A 20,216-nucleotide genomic window follows, 5' to 3' on the forward strand; every position below is an offset into this window, starting at 1 on the left:
CCAGCGGCTTAACGGTCGACGGTGATGCAACCGTTACTCAAAACGATGACGGCAGCTTCACGATTACGCCAGATGAGAACTTCAATGGTGACATCGATATCAGCTTCGATATCTCAGATGGTACCAACACGGTTCAAGCTTCGGCTGACCTTACTGTTAATCCAGTTAATGACCTGCCAGTCCCTCAAGACCAACAGTTTAGCGTTGAAGAAGATGGCACGTTAATCTTTACTGATGCCGACCTGTTAACAGGCGCTACCGACATTGAAGGTGATAACCTAACGGTTGAAGGTGTGACCTACGATGGTGGCGACGGTATCCTTACTGACAATGGCAACGGTACGTACACCTTTGCGCCAAATGAAAACTTCAATGGTGACGTAAACTTCGGCTTCGATGTGTCAGACGGAACCGATACGGTCTCTGCGAACATCGATGTAAGTGTGACTGCGGTTGATGATGCGCCTGTGTCTGGTGACCTAGCGTACTCAATCGACGAAGATGGTTCGATTCGTCTAAGCCAAGAGCAGCTGCTTTCTCAAGCATCAGATGTGGAAGGCGATGACCTTACGGCTAGCGACCTTACGGTTGGTGGAGATGCGACGGTTGTAGCTAATGATGACGGCAGCTTCACCATCACGCCAGATGAGAACTTCAATGGTGATATCGATATTAGCTTCGATATCTCAGATGGTACCAATACGGTTCAAGCATCGGCTGACCTAACCGTTAACCCAGTTAATGACCTGCCAGTACCTCAAGACCAACAGTTCAGCGTTGAAGAAGACGGCACACTTATTTTCACTGATGCTGACCTATTAACAGGTGCGACTGATATTGAAGGCGACAACCTAACGGTTGAAGGTGTGACCTACGATGGCGGTGACGGTATTCTTACCGACAACGGTAATGGCACATACACCTTCGCACCGAATGAAAACTTCAATGGTGACGTAAACTTCGGCTTTGATGTGTCTGACGGCACCGATACGGTCTCTGCAAACATCGATGTGAGTGTTATAGCGGTTGATGATGCGCCAGTGTCTGGTGACTTAGCGTACTCAATCGATGAAGACGGTTCTATCCGTTTAAGCCAAGAGCAACTGTTATCACAAGCATCTGATGTTGAAGGCGATGACCTTACTGCTAGCGGCCTAACGGTTGGTGGTGATGCGACGGTTGTAGCTAACGATGATGGCAGTTTCACCATCACGCCAGATGAGAACTTCAATGGCGACATTGATATCAGCTTCGATATCTCTGATGGCACCAATACCGTTCAAGCATCGGCTGACCTAACGGTTAACCCAGTAAACGACCTACCAGTACCTCAAGATCAACAGTTCAGTATTGCAGAAGACGGTACTTTACAGTTCACAGACGCGGATCTGCTTACAGGCGCGACAGACGTTGAAGGTGATAACCTGACGGTTGAGGGCATCACTTATGAAGGCACTGATGGCGTACTGACTGACTTGGGTGAGGGATCATATCGCTTTGCTCCAAACGAAAACTTCAATGGTGATGTGAGCTTTAGCTTCGATGTGTCAGACGGTACCGATACCGTGTCTGCAAACATTGATGTTAGCGTGACTCCTGAGAACGATCCGCCTGTTGCGGGCTCAACGTCCTACACGGTGAATGAAGATAATTCGATTACCATTTCTGATGCACAACTATTGGCAACATCTTCAGATATTGAAGGTGATGTATCGATAGACAGCGTGACTTACTCTGGTAGCGACGGTGTCCTCGAAATCAATGGTAACGGCACTTACACCTTCTCGCCAAATGAGAACTTCAGCGGTGAAATTGCACTGGATGTGGTTGTTGCTGATGAAGATGGTGCGACCGACTCAACGACCGCGGGCATCAATGTTCTTGAAGTGAACGATCCGCCGGTTGCAGGCCCTACGTCTTACACCATTGATGAAGACTCAGTACTTACCTTCAGTGAGTCTCAAGTGTTGCTTAACGCCTCAGATGTAGAAGGGGATGTTGATCTTGTTGGTATTAGCTACGATGGCCCTGAGGGTATCTTCTCAGTAAATGGTGACGGCACTTGCAGCTTCGCTCCAAATGAGAACTTTAATGGCCAAGTTCAGCTTGATGTCACCATTCGTGATGAAGATGGTGCAGAAGTGGAAACCGTCATCAATGTTGACGTATTACCAATCAATGATGCGCCAGTGTCTGGTGATTTGGCTTACAACGTTAACGAAGATGGTTCAATCACACTGAGCCAAGATCAGCTGTTGTCTCAAGCGTCCGATGTAGAAGGCGAAGATCTAACCGCAAGTGACTTAACAGTTGGTGGTGATGCGACGGTTGTAGCTAACGATGACGGCAGTTTCACGATTACGCCAGATGAAAACTTCAACGGTGACATTGATATTCAATTCAACATCACTGACGGTACTGACACGGTTCAAGCAACCGCCGATCTTACTGTTAACCCAGTTAATGACTTGCCGGTTCCTCAAGACCAACAATTCAGTATCGCAGAAGACGGTACGCTTCAATTTACAGACGCCGACTTACTTACCGGTGCCACCGATATTGATGGCGACGACTTAACCGTTGAAGGTATTAGCTATACAGGTGGTGATGGCGTACTGACCGACCACGGTGATGGTACTTATACCTTTGCGCCAAATGAAAACTTCAATGGCGATGTGAACTTCAGTTTCGATGTGTCTGATGGCACAGAAACCGTTAGCGCTAACATTGATGTGAGTGTGACTCCTGAGAACGATCCGCCAGTTGCGGGTTCAACCTCATACATGGTCAATGAAGACAATGCCATCACAATTTCTGATGAACAGTTGCTAGCTAACTCTTCGGATATTGAAGGTGCGGTGTCGGTTGATACTGTGACTTACAGTGGCACTGATGGTGTGTTCCAAGATAACGGCGATGGCAGCTATACCTTCCTTCCTAATGAAAACTTCAGCGGTGATATCAGCCTTGATGTGATTGTTGCAGATGAAGAAGGTGCAATTGATGAAACCACAGCAGGTATTACCGTTCTTGAAGTGAACGATCCACCAGTTGCGGGTCCAACGTCATACACCATTGACGAAGATTCGGTTCTGACGTTCAGTGAATCTCAGATTCTTGTGAATGCTTCGGATATCGAAGGCGATGTAGAACTTGTTGGCATTAACTACGATGGCTCTGACGGTATCTTCACTGTAAATGGTGATGGTACATGCAGCTTTGCACCCAACGAAAACTTCAATGGTCAGGTTCAACTGGGTGTGACCATTCAAGATGAAGATGGCGCAACGGTTGAAACACACATTAACGTTGATGTATTGCCAATCAATGATGCGCCAGTATCGGGCGATTTGGCTTACACCATCAATGAAGATAGCTCCATCACGCTAAGCCAAGAGCAATTGCTAGCAAGAGCAGGTGATATCGATAGCGATAACTTAGAAGCTATCAATCTATCTACTGATGAAAATGCGACCATCCAACACAATGATGATGGCAGCTACACCATCACACCGAACGCAGATTACAACGGTGACCTAGATCTGAACTTCGATATCATCGATAACGATGGTGGTTCAGTTCAAGTTGGCCTAGACATTACCGTGAATCCGGTTAATGACTTGCCACAAGCGCAAGATCAACAGTTCACGATTGAAGAAGACGGTACGTTACTCTTCACCGATGCTGACCTGCTTGCAGGTGCGTCGGATATTGATGGTGATGAACTGTCGATTGAAAACGTACTCTACACAGGTGCAGATGGTGTTCTTAGCGATAATGGCGACGGCACATATAGCTTTGCTCCAAACGAGAACTTCAATGGTGATGTTCAATTCTCATTCGATGTCTCTGACGGTACTGATTCAACATCAGCTGTTATTGATGTCAGCGTAACGCCTGAGAATGACCCACCAGTAGCGGGCTCAACATCGTACACAGTTCAAGAAGATGGCCAAATCACGATCAGTGATGAGCAATTATTGGCAAACTCTTCCGATGTAGAAGGTGATGTTTCACTGTCTGGAGTATCGTACTCCGGTGATGACGGCTCTTTTGTTGATAATGGCAATGGTACTTACACCTTTACGCCAAATGAAAACTTCGATGGTGATATTTCACTAGACGTTGTTGTCGTTGACGAAGACGGTGCAACCGCAACCACAACCGCTGGCATCGATGTTATCGCTGTGAATGACGGACCTGAAACTTCGGGCATTCAGGCTGAAGTCGATGAAGATAATTCAATCACCATTACTCAAGAGCAGTTACTCGCTAATGCGACCGATGTTGAAGGTGATGAGTTAACGGCATCTAACCTACAAACCAACGATCCAGATGCGACAATTGTTACTAATGACGATGGTTCATTCACTATTACGCACACAGAAAACTTCAATGGCGAGTTGGACTTCACATACAGCATCAGTGATGGTGAGAATGAAGTTCTGACGACACTCGACTTGACGGTTAACCCTGTCAACGATGCGCCAGAAGCGGGCGATGAAATCTTCATCCAAGCGCAAGAAGACCAAACAGTTGGTGTGACACTTCGTGAAGAACCAGCACTACGTTTAGACCAAGCGCCAGAAAACGGCATCATTGAAGCAAATGTGAATGACGAATGGGTGGTACTGGAAGTAGGACAAGAAGTTCCTGCAGATACCGAAGTGCGCTTTGTTCCAAGTGAAGATGCTCTTGCTGAAGGTACACACACCACACAAATCGGTACGTTTGACGATAACGCGAGCGTGGATGACTGGGGTACAGAAGTAGACCCTTATACGCGTGAGTTCTCAGATGGTGACTTAACGGTAACCGTTCAAAGTAACGATGATCCTCTTGGTGCTTGGAATGGTAACACCCACATTGGTCACGGACTTGGTGATACCGACCGCCAAGGTCTAAGTGGTGATGAGAAACTGACTGTTTCGGTTGAAGGTCAAGACATCAATGAAATCAGTTTCCACCTAGATGGTTTGGGTGGCTGGTTCATGGAAGAGTCTCGTCACTTTACAGAAGTAGAAATCAAAGCGTTCAATGAGGATGGCGACCTAATTGACTCGATGACTTACCACAAAGAAGACCGTGGTACTTTCGAGACAGATTACACGCTAACGGTTGATCAACCAGTGTCCTACTTTGAGCTTGGTACCGTGCAAGGTAATGGTACTTACGTCGTTCAAAACATGACAGTGTCACAAACTTGTCATGATGAAGCGGTGTTTACATCGATTGGTGTAGATGGTTCAGAGATTACTGAAACGGTTGAGTTGAATATCCATGCGGGTGACAACGAAATCGAGTTAACGGCTGATCTTCCGAATATTACTGTCGATACCGATGGTTCTGCCCAGTTTACTTCGGTTGTGATTACCGAAGAGCAACTACTGGCGCAAGCATCTGATATTGATGGCGACGACCTTGATATTGAAAATCTAGAGCTAGTGGGTGAAAACTCAGAGCATGCAACACTCACCGATAATGGTGATGGCACTTGGACGGTAACACCGGATGAAAACTTCCATGGTGAAATCGAACTTGGTTACCAAGTTACCGATGGTGAGCTGACAGACAGCAATATCATCAATATCAATTTCGAATCAGTAAATGATGCGCCAATCGTTTCTGGCCCGATTGTTCTATCGACAGATGAAGATGAAGGTATCACGTTCAGTGCAGATGACTTGCTAGCGAACACCACAGATGTGGAAGGCGATACGCTGTCTATTTCTGACATCACTTACGGTGGTGATAACGGTGACTTGGTCGACAACGGCGATGGTACGTTTACCTTCATGCCGAATGAAAACTTCAATGGTGAAATCGACATCGACTACAAGGTGTTTGATGGTACTGATGAAGTTGCAACGCACCTAGACCTAACGGTTGTACCGGTCAATGATGTGCCAGTTCCTGGTGAACCATTGCACACCCAAATGCTTGAAAACGGTTCCATGATCATCGAAGCGAAAGACCTATTGTCTGGTGCGACCGATGTTGATGGCGACATTCTTCATGTTGAAAACCTATTACTCGCAGACCAAACGCAAGGTACGTTAACGGATAATGGCGATAACACGTTCACCTTCGAGCCTGCAGAGAACTTCTCTGGTGAAGTGAATCTGACCTTCGATATCAGTGATGGTCAAGCAAGCGCGCCAAGCACTGCAAGAGTTGACGTTGAAATTGTCAACGATGGCCCAGAGGTTAGTGGCCCAATTGAAGCCGCTGTTGATGAAGATGGGTCAATCACTATCACTCAAGAGGATCTGTTAGCGAATGCAACCGATGTGGATGGCGATAACCTTGAAGCGGTTAACTTTGCGACCAACGATCCAAATGCGGTTGTTGTAGAAAATCCAGACGGTAGTTTCACGATTACACCAAGTGCAGATTTCTTTGGTGAGATTGAATTTACTTACGATGTCACTGACGCGATCGAAACTGTTGCCGCTGACCTCAACCTAACCGTAAATCCAATCAATGATACACCAGACGTGCCTGACATGTCTTTCACTACGGAAGACGGTCAAGCGATTACTATTACCGAAGCTGAGTTACTGGCACAAGCGACAGACGTTGAAGGCGATGAACTGTCAGTTGTGAATGTAACGAGCGCAAGCGACACGGTAGAAGTAACAGACAATGGCGATGGAACATACACATTAACACCAGAGCAGGGCTTCTTCGGTAACGTTGACTTAGCGTTTGATGTGAGCGATGGCACTGACGTGGTTGCCGCAAACATCGACCTAAAAGTTGAGTTCGTCAACGATGCGCCAGAAGCGACGCCAATGGTGGCTGATGTCGACGAAGATGGTTCAATCCTCGTTACACAAGAAATGTTGTTGGAGAATGCGAGCGACCAAGATGGCGATGAGCTATTTGCTTCTTCACTTGAAACCAATGATCCGAACGCCAGCATTGTAGACAATGGTGATGGCACGTACACAGTGACACCTTCTGAAAACTTCAATGGTGATATTGCATTCACTTATGAGGTGAGCGACGGTGAGCTGAGCACGTCTAATGATATGACATTGACCGTGAATCCGGTGAATGACATTCCAATTGTTGCTCCAGGCATGTACCACATTGAAGAAGATGGCAGCATCCTGTTCACTCAAGAGGATCTGTTGAGTGGTGCGATTGATATTGATGGCGATGACCTCAGTGTTACTAGCATCAATTACTCTGGCGATGAAGGTACAGTCACCGATAACGGCGATGGCACGTTCAGCTTCGTTCCTGAAGAGCATTTCAGTGGTGATCTGCAGTTCAGCTTTACTGTGACAGACGGTACGGATGAAGTTGAACAAGACATTAATGTTCACATTGAAGCAGTTGCTGATGCGCCTGACTTAGTTATCACGGATGGTGATGGTGTTAACGTCGACGACCAGGCGATTTTGGTTGAGCCAGGCGGTATTGTTGAACTGAACATTGCTGCGGCACTTGTCGACCAAGACTTGTCTGAAACACTCACTGTTACAGTAGATGGTGTGCCAGAAGGTTCGGTTATTCAATACGATAACGAAGGCGTTCTGAATGACCAAGAGAACGGTATCACCAGTTACAACGACACTGAAATCACAGTAACGTTTGAAGGTGAGACGGCTGGCTACCAAAACGCTGCGGGTTACTACAAAGTAGACGAAGACGGCAACATCACAGGTGTTGAAGTTGTTTACGAAAACGCATCACAAGTTGGTGGTGGCGGCGACCTTGTTCCAGGGCAAGATCAATTCAGCTTCCAAGTCGAGGAAGGCGAAAGCTTTAACCTGTTCTTAATTCCAAACGGACATCAGCACAACGACTTTGATGCGATGCAAGACGGTCAGTACGAGTTCCGTGCTGAGGATGGTTCGCCTGCGAACATGGATACGGTTGATCCTCAACTTGTCTTTGTGGCTGCTGATGGAACCGAGACAGTGATTCAAGGCCAAAATGGTGACGCGATCTTCCATGGTGGTTCAAGCTCTCAGCTAAACCAAGATGGTATCGAACATACTCGTACTACGGTTAATGAAGACGGCGAGCTGGTTTACGGATTTGAAGATTTGTATGGCGGCGGTGATGCTGACTATTCTGACTTCAACTTCACAATCGATGTCGGTGAAGTGAACAGCCAAATCTACAGCGGTGAAGTAACGGTTGGCCCTGATGGTACGGTGAACTTACCAACAACGGCTATCGAAAATGCGTTACAAATCCAGTTACCAGAAGACTTCAATGAGCAGCTTGAAGTTCATGTAACCGCAACTGCGACAGAGTTATCGAATGATGATTCTGAAACGGTATCTCAAACCATCTACATTAACGCGACAGGCGCGCACATTGAGCACGCACCTGAAGCACTTCCGGTTTCTGCAACGGTTGAAGAAGATGGTTCAATCATCATTACGCAAGAAGACTTATTGGCTAATGCGCGTGATTTAGATGGCGATCAGTTGACGGCTCTGAATTTAGCAACCGATGATGAGAGCGTTACGATTACCGATAACGGTGATGGTACGTACACATTAACGCCAGATGCTGATTTCAATGGCGATGTTAGCTTTACGTTTGATGTGTCTGATGGTGATGATGTTGTCTCTACCAACCTTGAGTTAACAGTTTCACCAGTAAATGACGGTCCAGAAGCACAAGACCACGCATTCACAGTCGGCGAAGATGGCGTGTTAACGTTCAATGACCAAGACCTATTAACAGGTGCAACGGACATTGAAGGGGACGACCTAAGTGTTGAAGGTGTAACTTACACTGGCGCAGATGGTGTCCTAACCGATAATGGCGATGGCACCTACAGTTTCGCGCCGAATGAAAACTTCAATGGCGATGTGAACTTCTCGTTCAATGTATCAGATGGAACCGATACGGTAACCGCTAACATTGATGTGAGCGTGACGCCAGAGAATGATCCTCCGGTTGCGGGTAGTACGTCTTACACGGTTCATGAAGACAACTCTATTACAATCAGCAACGAACAACTGCTAGCGAACTCTTCGGATATCGAAGGCGAAGTCGCAATTGATAACGTGACTTACAGTGGTAGCGACGGTGTTCTGGAAATCAACGGTGACGGTACATACACCTTCTCGCCAAACGAGAACTTTAATGGCGAAGTTAGCCTAGATGTTGTCGTGACGGATGAAGATGGAGCGACTGAAGCAACAACGGCGGGTATTACTGTCCTTGAGGTGAACGATCCGCCAGTTGCTGGCCCTACGTCATACACCATCGATGAAGATTCAGTACTGACTTTCAATGAGTCTCAAGTTCTGTTGAACGCTTCTGATATTGAAGGTGATGTTGAGCTTGTTGAGATCAACTACGATGGCCCAGACGGTATCTTCTCAATCAATGGTGACGGTACATGTAGCTTCGCTCCGAATGAAAACTTCAACGGCCAAGTTCAATTGGATGTAACCATTCAAGATGAAGACGGCGCTCAAGTTGATACGTTTATTACGGTTGATGTATTACCAATCAACGATGTACCAGTATCAGGCGACCTTGCATACAGTGTTGAGGAAGACGGTTCGATTACCTTGAGCCAAGAGCAGCTTCTTTCTCAAGCAAGCGATGTAGACGGAGACGACCTTACTGCTTCTAACTTGATTGTTGATGGAGACGCGACGGTTGTTGCTAACGATGACGGCAGCTTTACCATTACGCCAGATGCGAACTTCAATGGTGACATTGACCTAACGTTCGACATTAGCGACGGTACAGACACGCTCGTTGCGACGGCTGACCTAACCGTTAATCCAGTTAATGACCTTCCACAACCACAAGATCAAACGTTCAGCATTGGCGAAGACGGCATCTTGAACTTCACAGATGAAGACTTGCTAACAGGTGCTACCGATATCGATGGGGATGACCTATCGGTTGAAGGCGTGACTTACACAGGTGCCGACGGTGTTCTTACTGACAATGGCGACGGAAGCTACAGCTTTGCGCCAAACGAGAACTTCAATGGTGATTTAAACTTCAGTTTTGATGTGTCAGATGGCACGGATACGGTTCAAGCCAACATTGATGTCAGCGTGACACCAGAGAACGATCCACCGGTTGCAGGTAGCACGTCTTACACCGTTCATGAAGACAACTCAATTACCATCAGCGACGAACAGTTACTTGCTAACTCTTCTGACATTGAAGGTGATGTGGCCGTCGATAGCGTGACTTACACTGGCGCTGACGGTGTCTTTGAAGACAACGGTGACGGTACTTACACCTTCTCACCAAACGAAAACTTCAACGGCGAAGTTAGCCTTGATGTTGTCGTAACTGATGAAGAGGGCGCAACTGAAGCGACCACCGCGGGTATTACTGTACTTGAGGTGAACGATCCACCAATCGCAGGCTCAACCAGCTACTCAGTCAACGAGGACGAAGTTATCACCATCAGTTCAGAGCAACTGTTGGCAAACGCTTCTGATATCGAAGGTGAAGTGGCGATTGATAGCGTTAACTACACAGGTTCAGACGGTATCTTTACCAACAATGGTGACGGAACATTCAGCTTCGCACCTAACGCTAACTTCGATGGCGACGTAAGCCTTGATGTTGTCGTTACTGATGAAGAAGGCGCAACCGTAGCGACCAACGCAAGCATTGATGTTCTGCCTGTTAACGATGCTCCGGTATCGGGCGACTTGGCGTACAGCGTGGACGAAGATGGCTCAATTACCTTGAGCCAAGAGCAATTACTTGCTCAAGCGAGTGATGTTGATGGCGATGACTTAACAGCGGCTAACCTAACCGTTGGTGGTGATGCGACAGTTACAGCAAACGATGATGGTAGTTTCACTATCACGCCAGATGCTAACTTCAATGGCGACATTGATTTGAACTTCGACATTACCGATGGCGATGCGACGCTTCAAGCAACGGCTGACCTAACGGTTAACCCAGTTAATGACCTGCCAATTGTCGGTGAGCCACAGTTTGTGACTCAAGAAGACACCAGCTTTACCTTCACAGAAGAGCAACTTCTGCAAAATGCGGGCGACATTGATGGCGATAACCTATCGATTGAAAATGTGGCTTCAGATAGCGGTACTTTGGTTGATAACGGCGACGGTACTTACACATTCGCACCGAATGAAAACTTCGACGGCAATGTGAATGTGACGTTCGACGTGAATGACGGTACAGCGACAGTACCAGCAGAAGCGACGATTGATGTTCAATCTGTGGTTGATATGCCAGAGCTGTCGATTGCTTCTGACCTAGTGATTGCTTCAGACAACTTCGAGTCTGGCTCAAACGGTTGGAATACAGGCACAGAAAGCTCTCAAGGCTTCGAGTCGGGTGACATGCTAGGTCGTATTGGTGGAACGGGCGGTGATGAAGCCGTCAGCAAAACTTACGACATTCCAAGCGATGTGAGCGAAGTTAATATCTCGTTCAACTTCTACGAAATTGATTCTTGGGATGGTGAGTCGTTCCAAATCTTTGTCGGCGGCGAAGAGCTAACGACATTAGATAATTCTGCGTTCCGTACTCAAGATGGCACAACAACGCTTTACGATTCAGAAGGAAATGAAGTCGGCGAAGTGGTTCACGGCGTATCGCAAGGTGAGGGCTTCAGTGGTTGGAATGACCAAGCACATCAAATCAACCTAACGGTACCAGTAGAAGACGGCCAACTTGAACTTGGCTTCGGTTCAACCCTGAATCAAAGCGTCGATGACGAGGCGTTTGGTATCGACAACATCGAAATCACAGTGTCTGACGCGGATTACCAAATCATTGGTACTGAAGACACACCTGTACCACTTGATATTGATGCAGCTCTAACAGATACCGATGGCTCAGAAAACCTTGCTATCTTGATTGAAGACGTGCCAGAAGGCAGCTCGCTTTCTGCAGGTACCGATAACGGTGATGGCACTTGGTCATTGCAACCAGGCGAGCTAGAAGGGCTAGAGTTTATCCCTTCAGGTGACTTCAATGGTGATGTGGTTCTAACTGTGAATGCAACATCAACAGATGTTGATACCGGTACAACCGCAACAGCTACGCAAGACGTGACGATTCACATCTCACCTGCGAACGATGCTCCAGAAGTTGACGGTGATATTAGTGCCGTTACAGCCGAAGATAACAGCATCACGCTAACTCAAGAGCAGTTGCTAGAGCACGCTGTCGACATTGATGGTGATGACCTATCAGCAATCAACCTAACCACCAATGATGAAAATGCGACCGTTCAAATGAACGACGATGGCAGTTTCACCATTACACCGAGTGAAAACTTCAACGGTAATATCGAATTTAGTTACGATGTCACCGATGGAGAGGACATGGTCGCTGCTGGCCTAGACTTGACGGTAACACCTGTCAATGATGCGCCAGAGCCACAAGATCAAGCATTCACTATTGGTGAAGATGGGGTTCTTAACTTCACTGACGCAGACCTGTTAACGGGTGCAACGGATGTTGAAGGTGACGACCTAACAGTCGAAGGTGTGACATACACTGGTGCTGATGGTGTGCTTACCGACAATGGTGACGGAAGCTACAGTTTTGCGCCAAACGAGAACTTCAATGGTGATGTGAACTTCAGCTTTGATGTGTCAGATGGCACGGATACGGTTCAAGCCAACATTGATGTGAGCGTGACGCCTGAGAACGATCCACCAGTGGCGGGTAGCACGTCTTACACTGTGCATGAAGACAACTCAATCACGATCAGTAACGAACAGCTATTAGCCAACTCTTCAGATATTGAAGGTGAGGTTGCGATTGATAGCGTGACTTACACTGGCAGTGACGGTGTGTTCGAAGACAACGGTGACGGCACTTACACCTTCTCGCCAAACGAGAACTTCAATGGTGATGTGAGCTTAGCGGTTGTTGTTACCGATGAAGAAGGGGCAACAGAAGCGACCACCGCGGGAATCACCGTACTTGAGGTGAACGATCCGCCAATCGCAGGCTCAACCAGCTACTCAGTCAACGAAGATGAAGTTATCACCATCAGTGCAGAGCAACTGTTGGCGAACTCTTCTGATATTGAAGGTGAAGTGGCGATTGATAGTGTTACTTACACAGGCGCTGACGGTATCTTTACTGACAACGGCAACGGCACATTCAGCTTTGCACCGAACGCAAACTTCGATGGCGATGTTAGCCTCGATGTAGTGGTGACAGATGAAGACGGTGCGACAGTAGCCACCAGCGCAAGTATTGATGTTCTTCCAATTAATGATCCACCAGTATCGGGTGACTTGGCATACAGCATTGATGAAGATGGTTCGATTACTCTGACTCAAGAGCAGTTGCTGTCTCAAGCATCTGATGTGGATGGCGATGATCTGACCGCAAGCAACTTAAGCGCAGGCGATAATGCAACCGTTGTTGATAATGGCGATGGCACCTTTACGGTAACGCCAGATGCGAACTTCAATGGCGATATCGACCTAAGCTTTGATATTTCGGACGGCACCGAGTCGATTGTGGCGAACGCCGATCTGACGGTAAACCCAGTCAACGACTTGCCAACGACATCTGATGTTTATGCGAACGTTGATGAAGATAATGTCATCACTATCACGCAGGAGCAGTTACTTGCGAATGCCGCTGATATTGAGGGCGATGACCTTGTCGCTTCCGACTTAACCTTAGTGGGCGACGATGCAACGATTGTCGACAATGGCGATGGCACGTTCTCAATCACTCCAAGCGAAAACTTCAATGGCTACATCGATGTTGCCTACAGCATCAGCGATGGCGACACACCAATTGCCGCTAACTTAGGCTTAACCGTTGACCCAGTTAACGACGCGCCAATTGTTTCTGCTGATGTGGCGATAACCATTGAAGAAGACGGTTCATACACCATTACTCAAGAAGAGCTCCTACAATTCGCGACTGACATCGAAGACGATGACATGACCGCAATTATCGGAGAGCAGGGCGATGAAACAACCGTAACCGGTACAGTGTTGGATGCTGAAACTGGCAATCCAATCGCAGGTGCGGATGTTACGCTAACCGACAACGCAGGTCATTCTTACACAGCGGTGACCGATCAATCTGGTAACTACTCTGTGAGCGGTCCAGTTGTTGACCAAGGTACCGTTACGATTGAACAAGAAGGCTCAATTACTAGCAGCTTCCTAGTTCCAGCAGGCGAAGATACCAATGGTGGCGTGACTGCAATATCTGAAGTCCTTGAAGAAACAGATATGCGTATCGTGGTCACATGGGGTGACAGTCCACGTGATATGGACAACCACCTATGGCTCTACGATACAGAGAATGGCAGTGAGCTAGACCATATTTACTATCGCGACATGAGCCATGATTTGGGTGAAGGTAATGTCGTTCAGCAAGATGTAGATGACACGAATGGCGGTGGTCCTGAAACCATCACTATTCCAAATTATCAAGATGCTGACATGCACTATTCAGTACACAACTACACCAGCAGAAGTTGGGATGTAGATGGTGTTGAAGATGTACAGGTTCAGGTATTTGTTGGCGATACATTGGTTGAAACCTTTAGCCCTGATTTATCTGAAAGCCCATCGGGTGACCACTGGCATGTATTTGATATCGTGAACGGCGTTATTGTTCCAAGCCAAGATGTAGGCAGCGAGAATGCGTTTGATTTACCAACGGCAGAAGAAGCGCTCGCGAATGAAAACGGCATTGATATCTCTGAATTGCTAACCGGCGAGGAAGGTGATGATTCTGGTGAAACGGGTGGTAACGAACCAAGTGTTGGAGATGTTTCCATTGAGAACGCTCTTATCACTGACAATGGTGATGGTACTTACACCATTACACCGGAAGAGAACTTCAATGGTGAATTCTCGATTAGCTACAACGTAGACGATGGCAACGGTGGGGTTACTCCAGCGGAACTAGACGTGACCGTAACAGCAGTTAACGACCTTTCTGTAATTTACGACCACGACTACACCATTAATGAAGATGGTTCGCTGACCTTTACCGATGAACAGCTACTGACTGGTGCAACGGATATTGACGGCGATGATCTTTCTGTCGAGTCGGTTAACTACGAAGGTACAGGCGGTGTGTTCACGGATAACGGCGACGGTACTTATACCTTTGCTCCAAACGAGAACTTCAATGGTAATGTCGACCTAACTTACGATGTGAGTGATGGTACAGATGTTGTATCGGCGAATATTGATGTTCAAGTGGTTCCAATCAACGACGTACCGGTAGCGGGTTCTACGACTTACAGTGTTGAAGAAGACGGCAGTATCACCCTAAGCGATGCACAACTTCTAGCGAATAGCTCGGATGTTGAAGGGGAAGTGTTTGTCAGCGATGTAAGCTACAGCGGCACTGATGGTGTATTCACTGATAATGGTGATGGTACTTACACCTTTGCTCCAAACGAAAACTTTAACGGTGACATCAGTCTTGATGTATCTGTTATGGATGAAGATGGCGCAACCGCTGAAACAACCGCAGGTATCGACGTCATTGCTGTTAATGACTTGCCGGTTGCAGGTTCAACGACCTACAGCGTTGACGAAGATAACGTGATTACCATCTCTGAAGCACAGCTTCTTGCGAACAGCTCAGACATTGAAGGTGATGTATCCGTTAGCGACGTTTCCTACTCAGGCGCAGACGGTATCTTTACTGACAATGGTGATGGTACTTACAGCTTCGCACCAAATGAAAACTTCAACGGCAATGTCAGCCTAGATGTCACCGTTGCTGATGAAGAGGGTGCAACGGCTGAAACCACTGCGGGTATTGAAGTTATCGCGGTTAACGACGCGCCAGTGTCAGGTGACTTGGCTTACTCAGTGGATGAAGATGGTTCAATCACACTAAGCCAAGAGCAGCTGCTTGCTCAAGCATCGGATGTGGACGGCGATGATCTTACCGCTGCCAACCTAACCGCCGGTGATAACGCGACCGTTACGGCAAACGATGACGGTTCATTTACCATTACCCCGGATGCTGACTTTAATGGCGATATTGACCTAAGCTTCGACCTTTCTGATGGTACTGAAACGGTTGTTGCAACGGCTGACCTTACTGTGAATCCAGTGAATGACATCGCAGTTGTAGAAGATGTCGCTTACACCATTGAAGAAGACGGTTCGCTTACCTTTACGGACGAGCAACTGCTAGCAGGTGCTTCTGATATTGATGGTGATGAGCTTTCAGTTGCCGACGTGTCTTATACTGGCGCAGAGGGTGTGTTTACCGACAATGGCGATGGAACCTACACCTTTGCACCGAACGAGAACTTCAACGGTGACGTAAGCCTAGACTTCTCAGTATCTGACGGTACAGAGACGGTCGATGCTAACATCGACGTAACGGTAACAGACGTTAACGATGCACCAGTGGCAGGCGCAACGTCTTACCAAATGAACGAAGATGGCACCATCACATTGAGCCCTGAGCAGTTGATTGCTAATAGCTCCGATGTGGACGGTGAAGTGTCGCTTGATAGCGTGAGCTACTCAGGTGCAGACGGTATCTTGGTTCAAAATGAAGATGGGTCGGTAACGTTCGCACCAAACGAAAACTTTAACGGCGACATCAACCTTGATGTGACGGTTATTGATGACGACGGTGCAACGGCTCAGACTACCGCTGGTATTGAAGTTATTGCAGTTAACGACGCACCAGTGGCCGGAAACGTGGCTTACTCGGTTGATGAAGACGGTTCAATTACGCTATCTCAAGAGCAGTTGCTGGCTAACGCATCCGATGTTGATGGTGATGCACTAACCGCAAGCAATCTATCTGCAGGTGACAATGCGACTGTAACAGCGAACGAAGATGGTTCATTTACTATCATGCCGGATGCTGATTTCAACGGTGACATTGATTTGAGCTTCGATGTGTCAGATGGCCTTGAAACTGTTCAAGCTGGCGTCGACCTAACCGTTAATCCAGTCAATGACCTACCAACAGCAGAAGACCAAAACTTTACTGTTGAGGAAGATGGAACGCTAACCTTCACTGACGCTGACCTATTAGCAGGTGCTGCGGATATTGATGGTGATGACCTTTCTATCACGGATGTGTCTTACACGGGCGCAGAGGGTGTGTTCACTGACAACGGTGACGGCACTTATAGCTTTGCTCCGAACGAGAACTTCAATGGCGATGTCAACCTTGGCTTCACAGTGACTGATGGCACTGAGACAGTCGATGCTAATATTGGTGTGACGGTAACGGATATTAACGATGCGCCGGTAGCGGGTTCTACGTCTTACCAAATGAACGAAGATGGCACCATTACAATCAGCCCTGAGCAGTTAATTGCTAATAGCTCTGACGTTGATGGTGAAGTGTCACTTGAAAGCGTGACTTACTCAGGCTCTGACGGCACCTTGGTTCAAAACGATAATGGGTCTGTGACCTTCACTCCAAACGAGAACTTTAATGGTGATATCAGCCTAGATGTGGTTGTGACCGATGATGACGGTGCAACTGCAACAACAACGGCTGGAATCGAAGTTCTGGCTGTGAACGATGGACCTGAATCTGAGGATGTGAAACTAACCACAGCCGAAGACAGCACCATTCTTATCACACAAGACATGTTGTTAGCTCAAGCTACCGACATCGATAACACCGCAGACGAGCTGTCGGCTTCTGGTCTACAAATTGACCCTAGCTTGGGTGAGTTGCTAGATAACGAAGATGGTACTTGGTCATTTACACCAAACGAAAACTTCAATGGCGATGTGCCAATGACGTTTAACGTTAGCGATGGCCAAGAGACAATTTCAGTCGACGGCAACATCGATGTTACGCCAGTGAATGATGCACCTGAAGCGCCAATGATTGAGATGCAAGGCGAAGAAGATGTGGTCATGGTGATTGACCCGGCTTACATCGCGGATCAAGTGACAGACCTTGATGGCGACGAGATCAGCATTGAGAGCATCACAGTTCGAGCTCCAGCGAATGCGACCTTAACTCAGCAACCAGACGGTATGTATCACTTAGTGACTACTCAAGACTTCAATGGCTTAGTAGAACTCGGTTATCAAGCGACTGACGGTGAAGAAGTGGTTGATGGCTCGCTGAATGTGGATGTCATTCCGGTTAACGACGCACCATTCAACGTCGGCAACGCAATGATGACCACCAACGAAGATGGCGCGTTCACCTTCGATGCTGGCGACTTGATGAACTTGTTCGGTGACATTGATACCGCAGACCTTGTTGTTTCTCGCATTATCACCGCAGACGGTGAAGATGGCGGAGAAGTTACAGACAACGGTGATGGTACTTGGACATTCACACCAACAGGCGACTTTGCGGGTGTTTCTGACCTACAAGTTGTCGTGAGTGACGGTGAGTTCGAAACGGTTCTCGATGTTCCTGTGTACGTACGTCCTGTCGCAGATGGCGCGGTTATTTCAACTGACCATGACGGTCCATTAGTCTTCGGCGAAGATGAAACCGGTCACTTGGGACTGAACGTTGGCCTAGTCGATGATTCAGAAACACTAAGTAACTTGGTGATGACAGGTTTCCCTGTTGGATTCGAGGTAACAGATGGTGTGAATACCGTGATGATCACCGAGCCGGGTCAATACATCGACCTGTTCGACTGGGATATCTCAAACATTCAAATGACGCCGCCTGAAGACTTCCATGGTGAGTTCTTCGTAACCGTAAGCGCAACAACGGTTGATTACGGAGATGAGCCGGAAGCGTTTGATGATGGTATCGATTCAGGTGATTTCGAAACTGTGGCGGGTGATTCCATCATCCTAACGGCGGACGACCTAATTGCTTTGGCTGAGAATGTGGATGCAAACAGCGATGATGAAGTGAAACTGGTTCATCTTGCCGACCGCAGCCAAGGTGAGATTGTCGATAATGGCGATGGCACTTGGACGTTCACACCAGCACCAGGCTTCACGGGCGAAGCAGACATTGCGTACGTAGTTGATAAAGATGGCGTGCTTCATGATGAGCAAACTGGCGTAGTCGTGAAAGAAGGTCACTCGCAAGAGAATGCAGCACCAGAAGTTAACAGCATCACAACGACGGAAATCGCAGCGGATGCCACCTTGTCGTTCACTGATGAAGACATGTTAGCGAATCTGAGCGATGCAGAAGGCGACAGCTTGAGCATTGAGTCAGTAAGCTTGATGGAAGGTCAGGGCGTAATTGAGAGCGATAACCAAGGTAACTATCAATTCACTCCTGCTGAAGACTACACCGGCGATGTTCAAGTTGGGTTTATAGCGACCGATGGCGAAAATCGCATCGAAAGCTTCTTCAATGTGGATATCCAAAGTGGCGATGAAGCAGCGGCGAGCGAAGGTTATACCTTAGCTGATGATGGTTCACTAACTATCACGGATGCACAACTGGTGGATGAGTTGGGCGTGAGTGATTCTGCACAGGTTGTTGATGTTGCAGACGCGAACGATGCTGGCTTCTTTGCCGAATCAGGTGAAGGTGAGTGGACTTACTGGCCGAACGAAGACTTCGATGGCAATTTAGCGATGAATGTCGAAGTTAACGACGGCGGTGAAGTATCAAGTCACAGTGTAAGTATTCAAGTAGCCGATGAATCAGTGCAAAGTGATGAACCACAAGTACAAGCTGCTCAAGCAACAGAAGAGCAACAAGTAGATGTGGCTCAACAAGCTGATGACCAAGCTCAAGATGCTGAAGCTGAAGGCAGCACAGCAGATGTAACCGCGGCACCGGGCGATACCATCTCTATCTCGATTCCAGATGAGGTGAGTGGTAACGAATCGGTTGATTACGCTGATATGTCTGGCTTACCTGAGGGCGCTACTGTGAACAACGCACTGGATAACGGTGATGGTAGCTTCACAATCAGTGGCAACCTAGAGCAGCCTGTATCCGTTGAACTTCCAGAAGGTTATGAAGGTACTAGCGAGATCCAATTCCAAGGTTACGACGAATTGGGTAGTTCAATAGACGGTGCTAGCGGTTCTGTTGAGGTTGAGGTCGATGATCAATACACCATGCAAGGTTCTACTCAAGAGCAGCAACCAGACATGGCGGGTATGGAATCTGGAGGCAGCGACTGGACAAGTTCAGGTGGTCAAGATCAAGGTGTTGACTTCACGGATGACTCTGGAAGCTTTGATTCAGATTCTCAAACTGGAACCGATCAAGGCAACGACTTCGACCAAAGCTCGATTTAATCGAGAGGGCTTGGTTTTAGTCTGAACCGACATTTAGTCTAAACC

General features: G+C 47.5%; 1 protein-coding gene. It reads left to right on the plus strand.

Features of this window, described 5'->3' with window-relative positions:
- Window positions 1–20,171: tandem-95 repeat protein (locus AB6D06_RS14775; protein WP_372110716.1), on the plus strand; the 20,171-nt coding region annotated here is incomplete at its 5' end.
- Window positions 20,172–20,216: the final 45 nt, after the last annotated feature.

This window comes from Vibrio sp. 10N.239.311.G01 (assembly GCF_041465805.1).
In the GTDB taxonomy this organism is placed as follows: domain Bacteria; phylum Pseudomonadota; class Gammaproteobacteria; order Enterobacterales; family Vibrionaceae; genus Vibrio; species Vibrio crassostreae_C.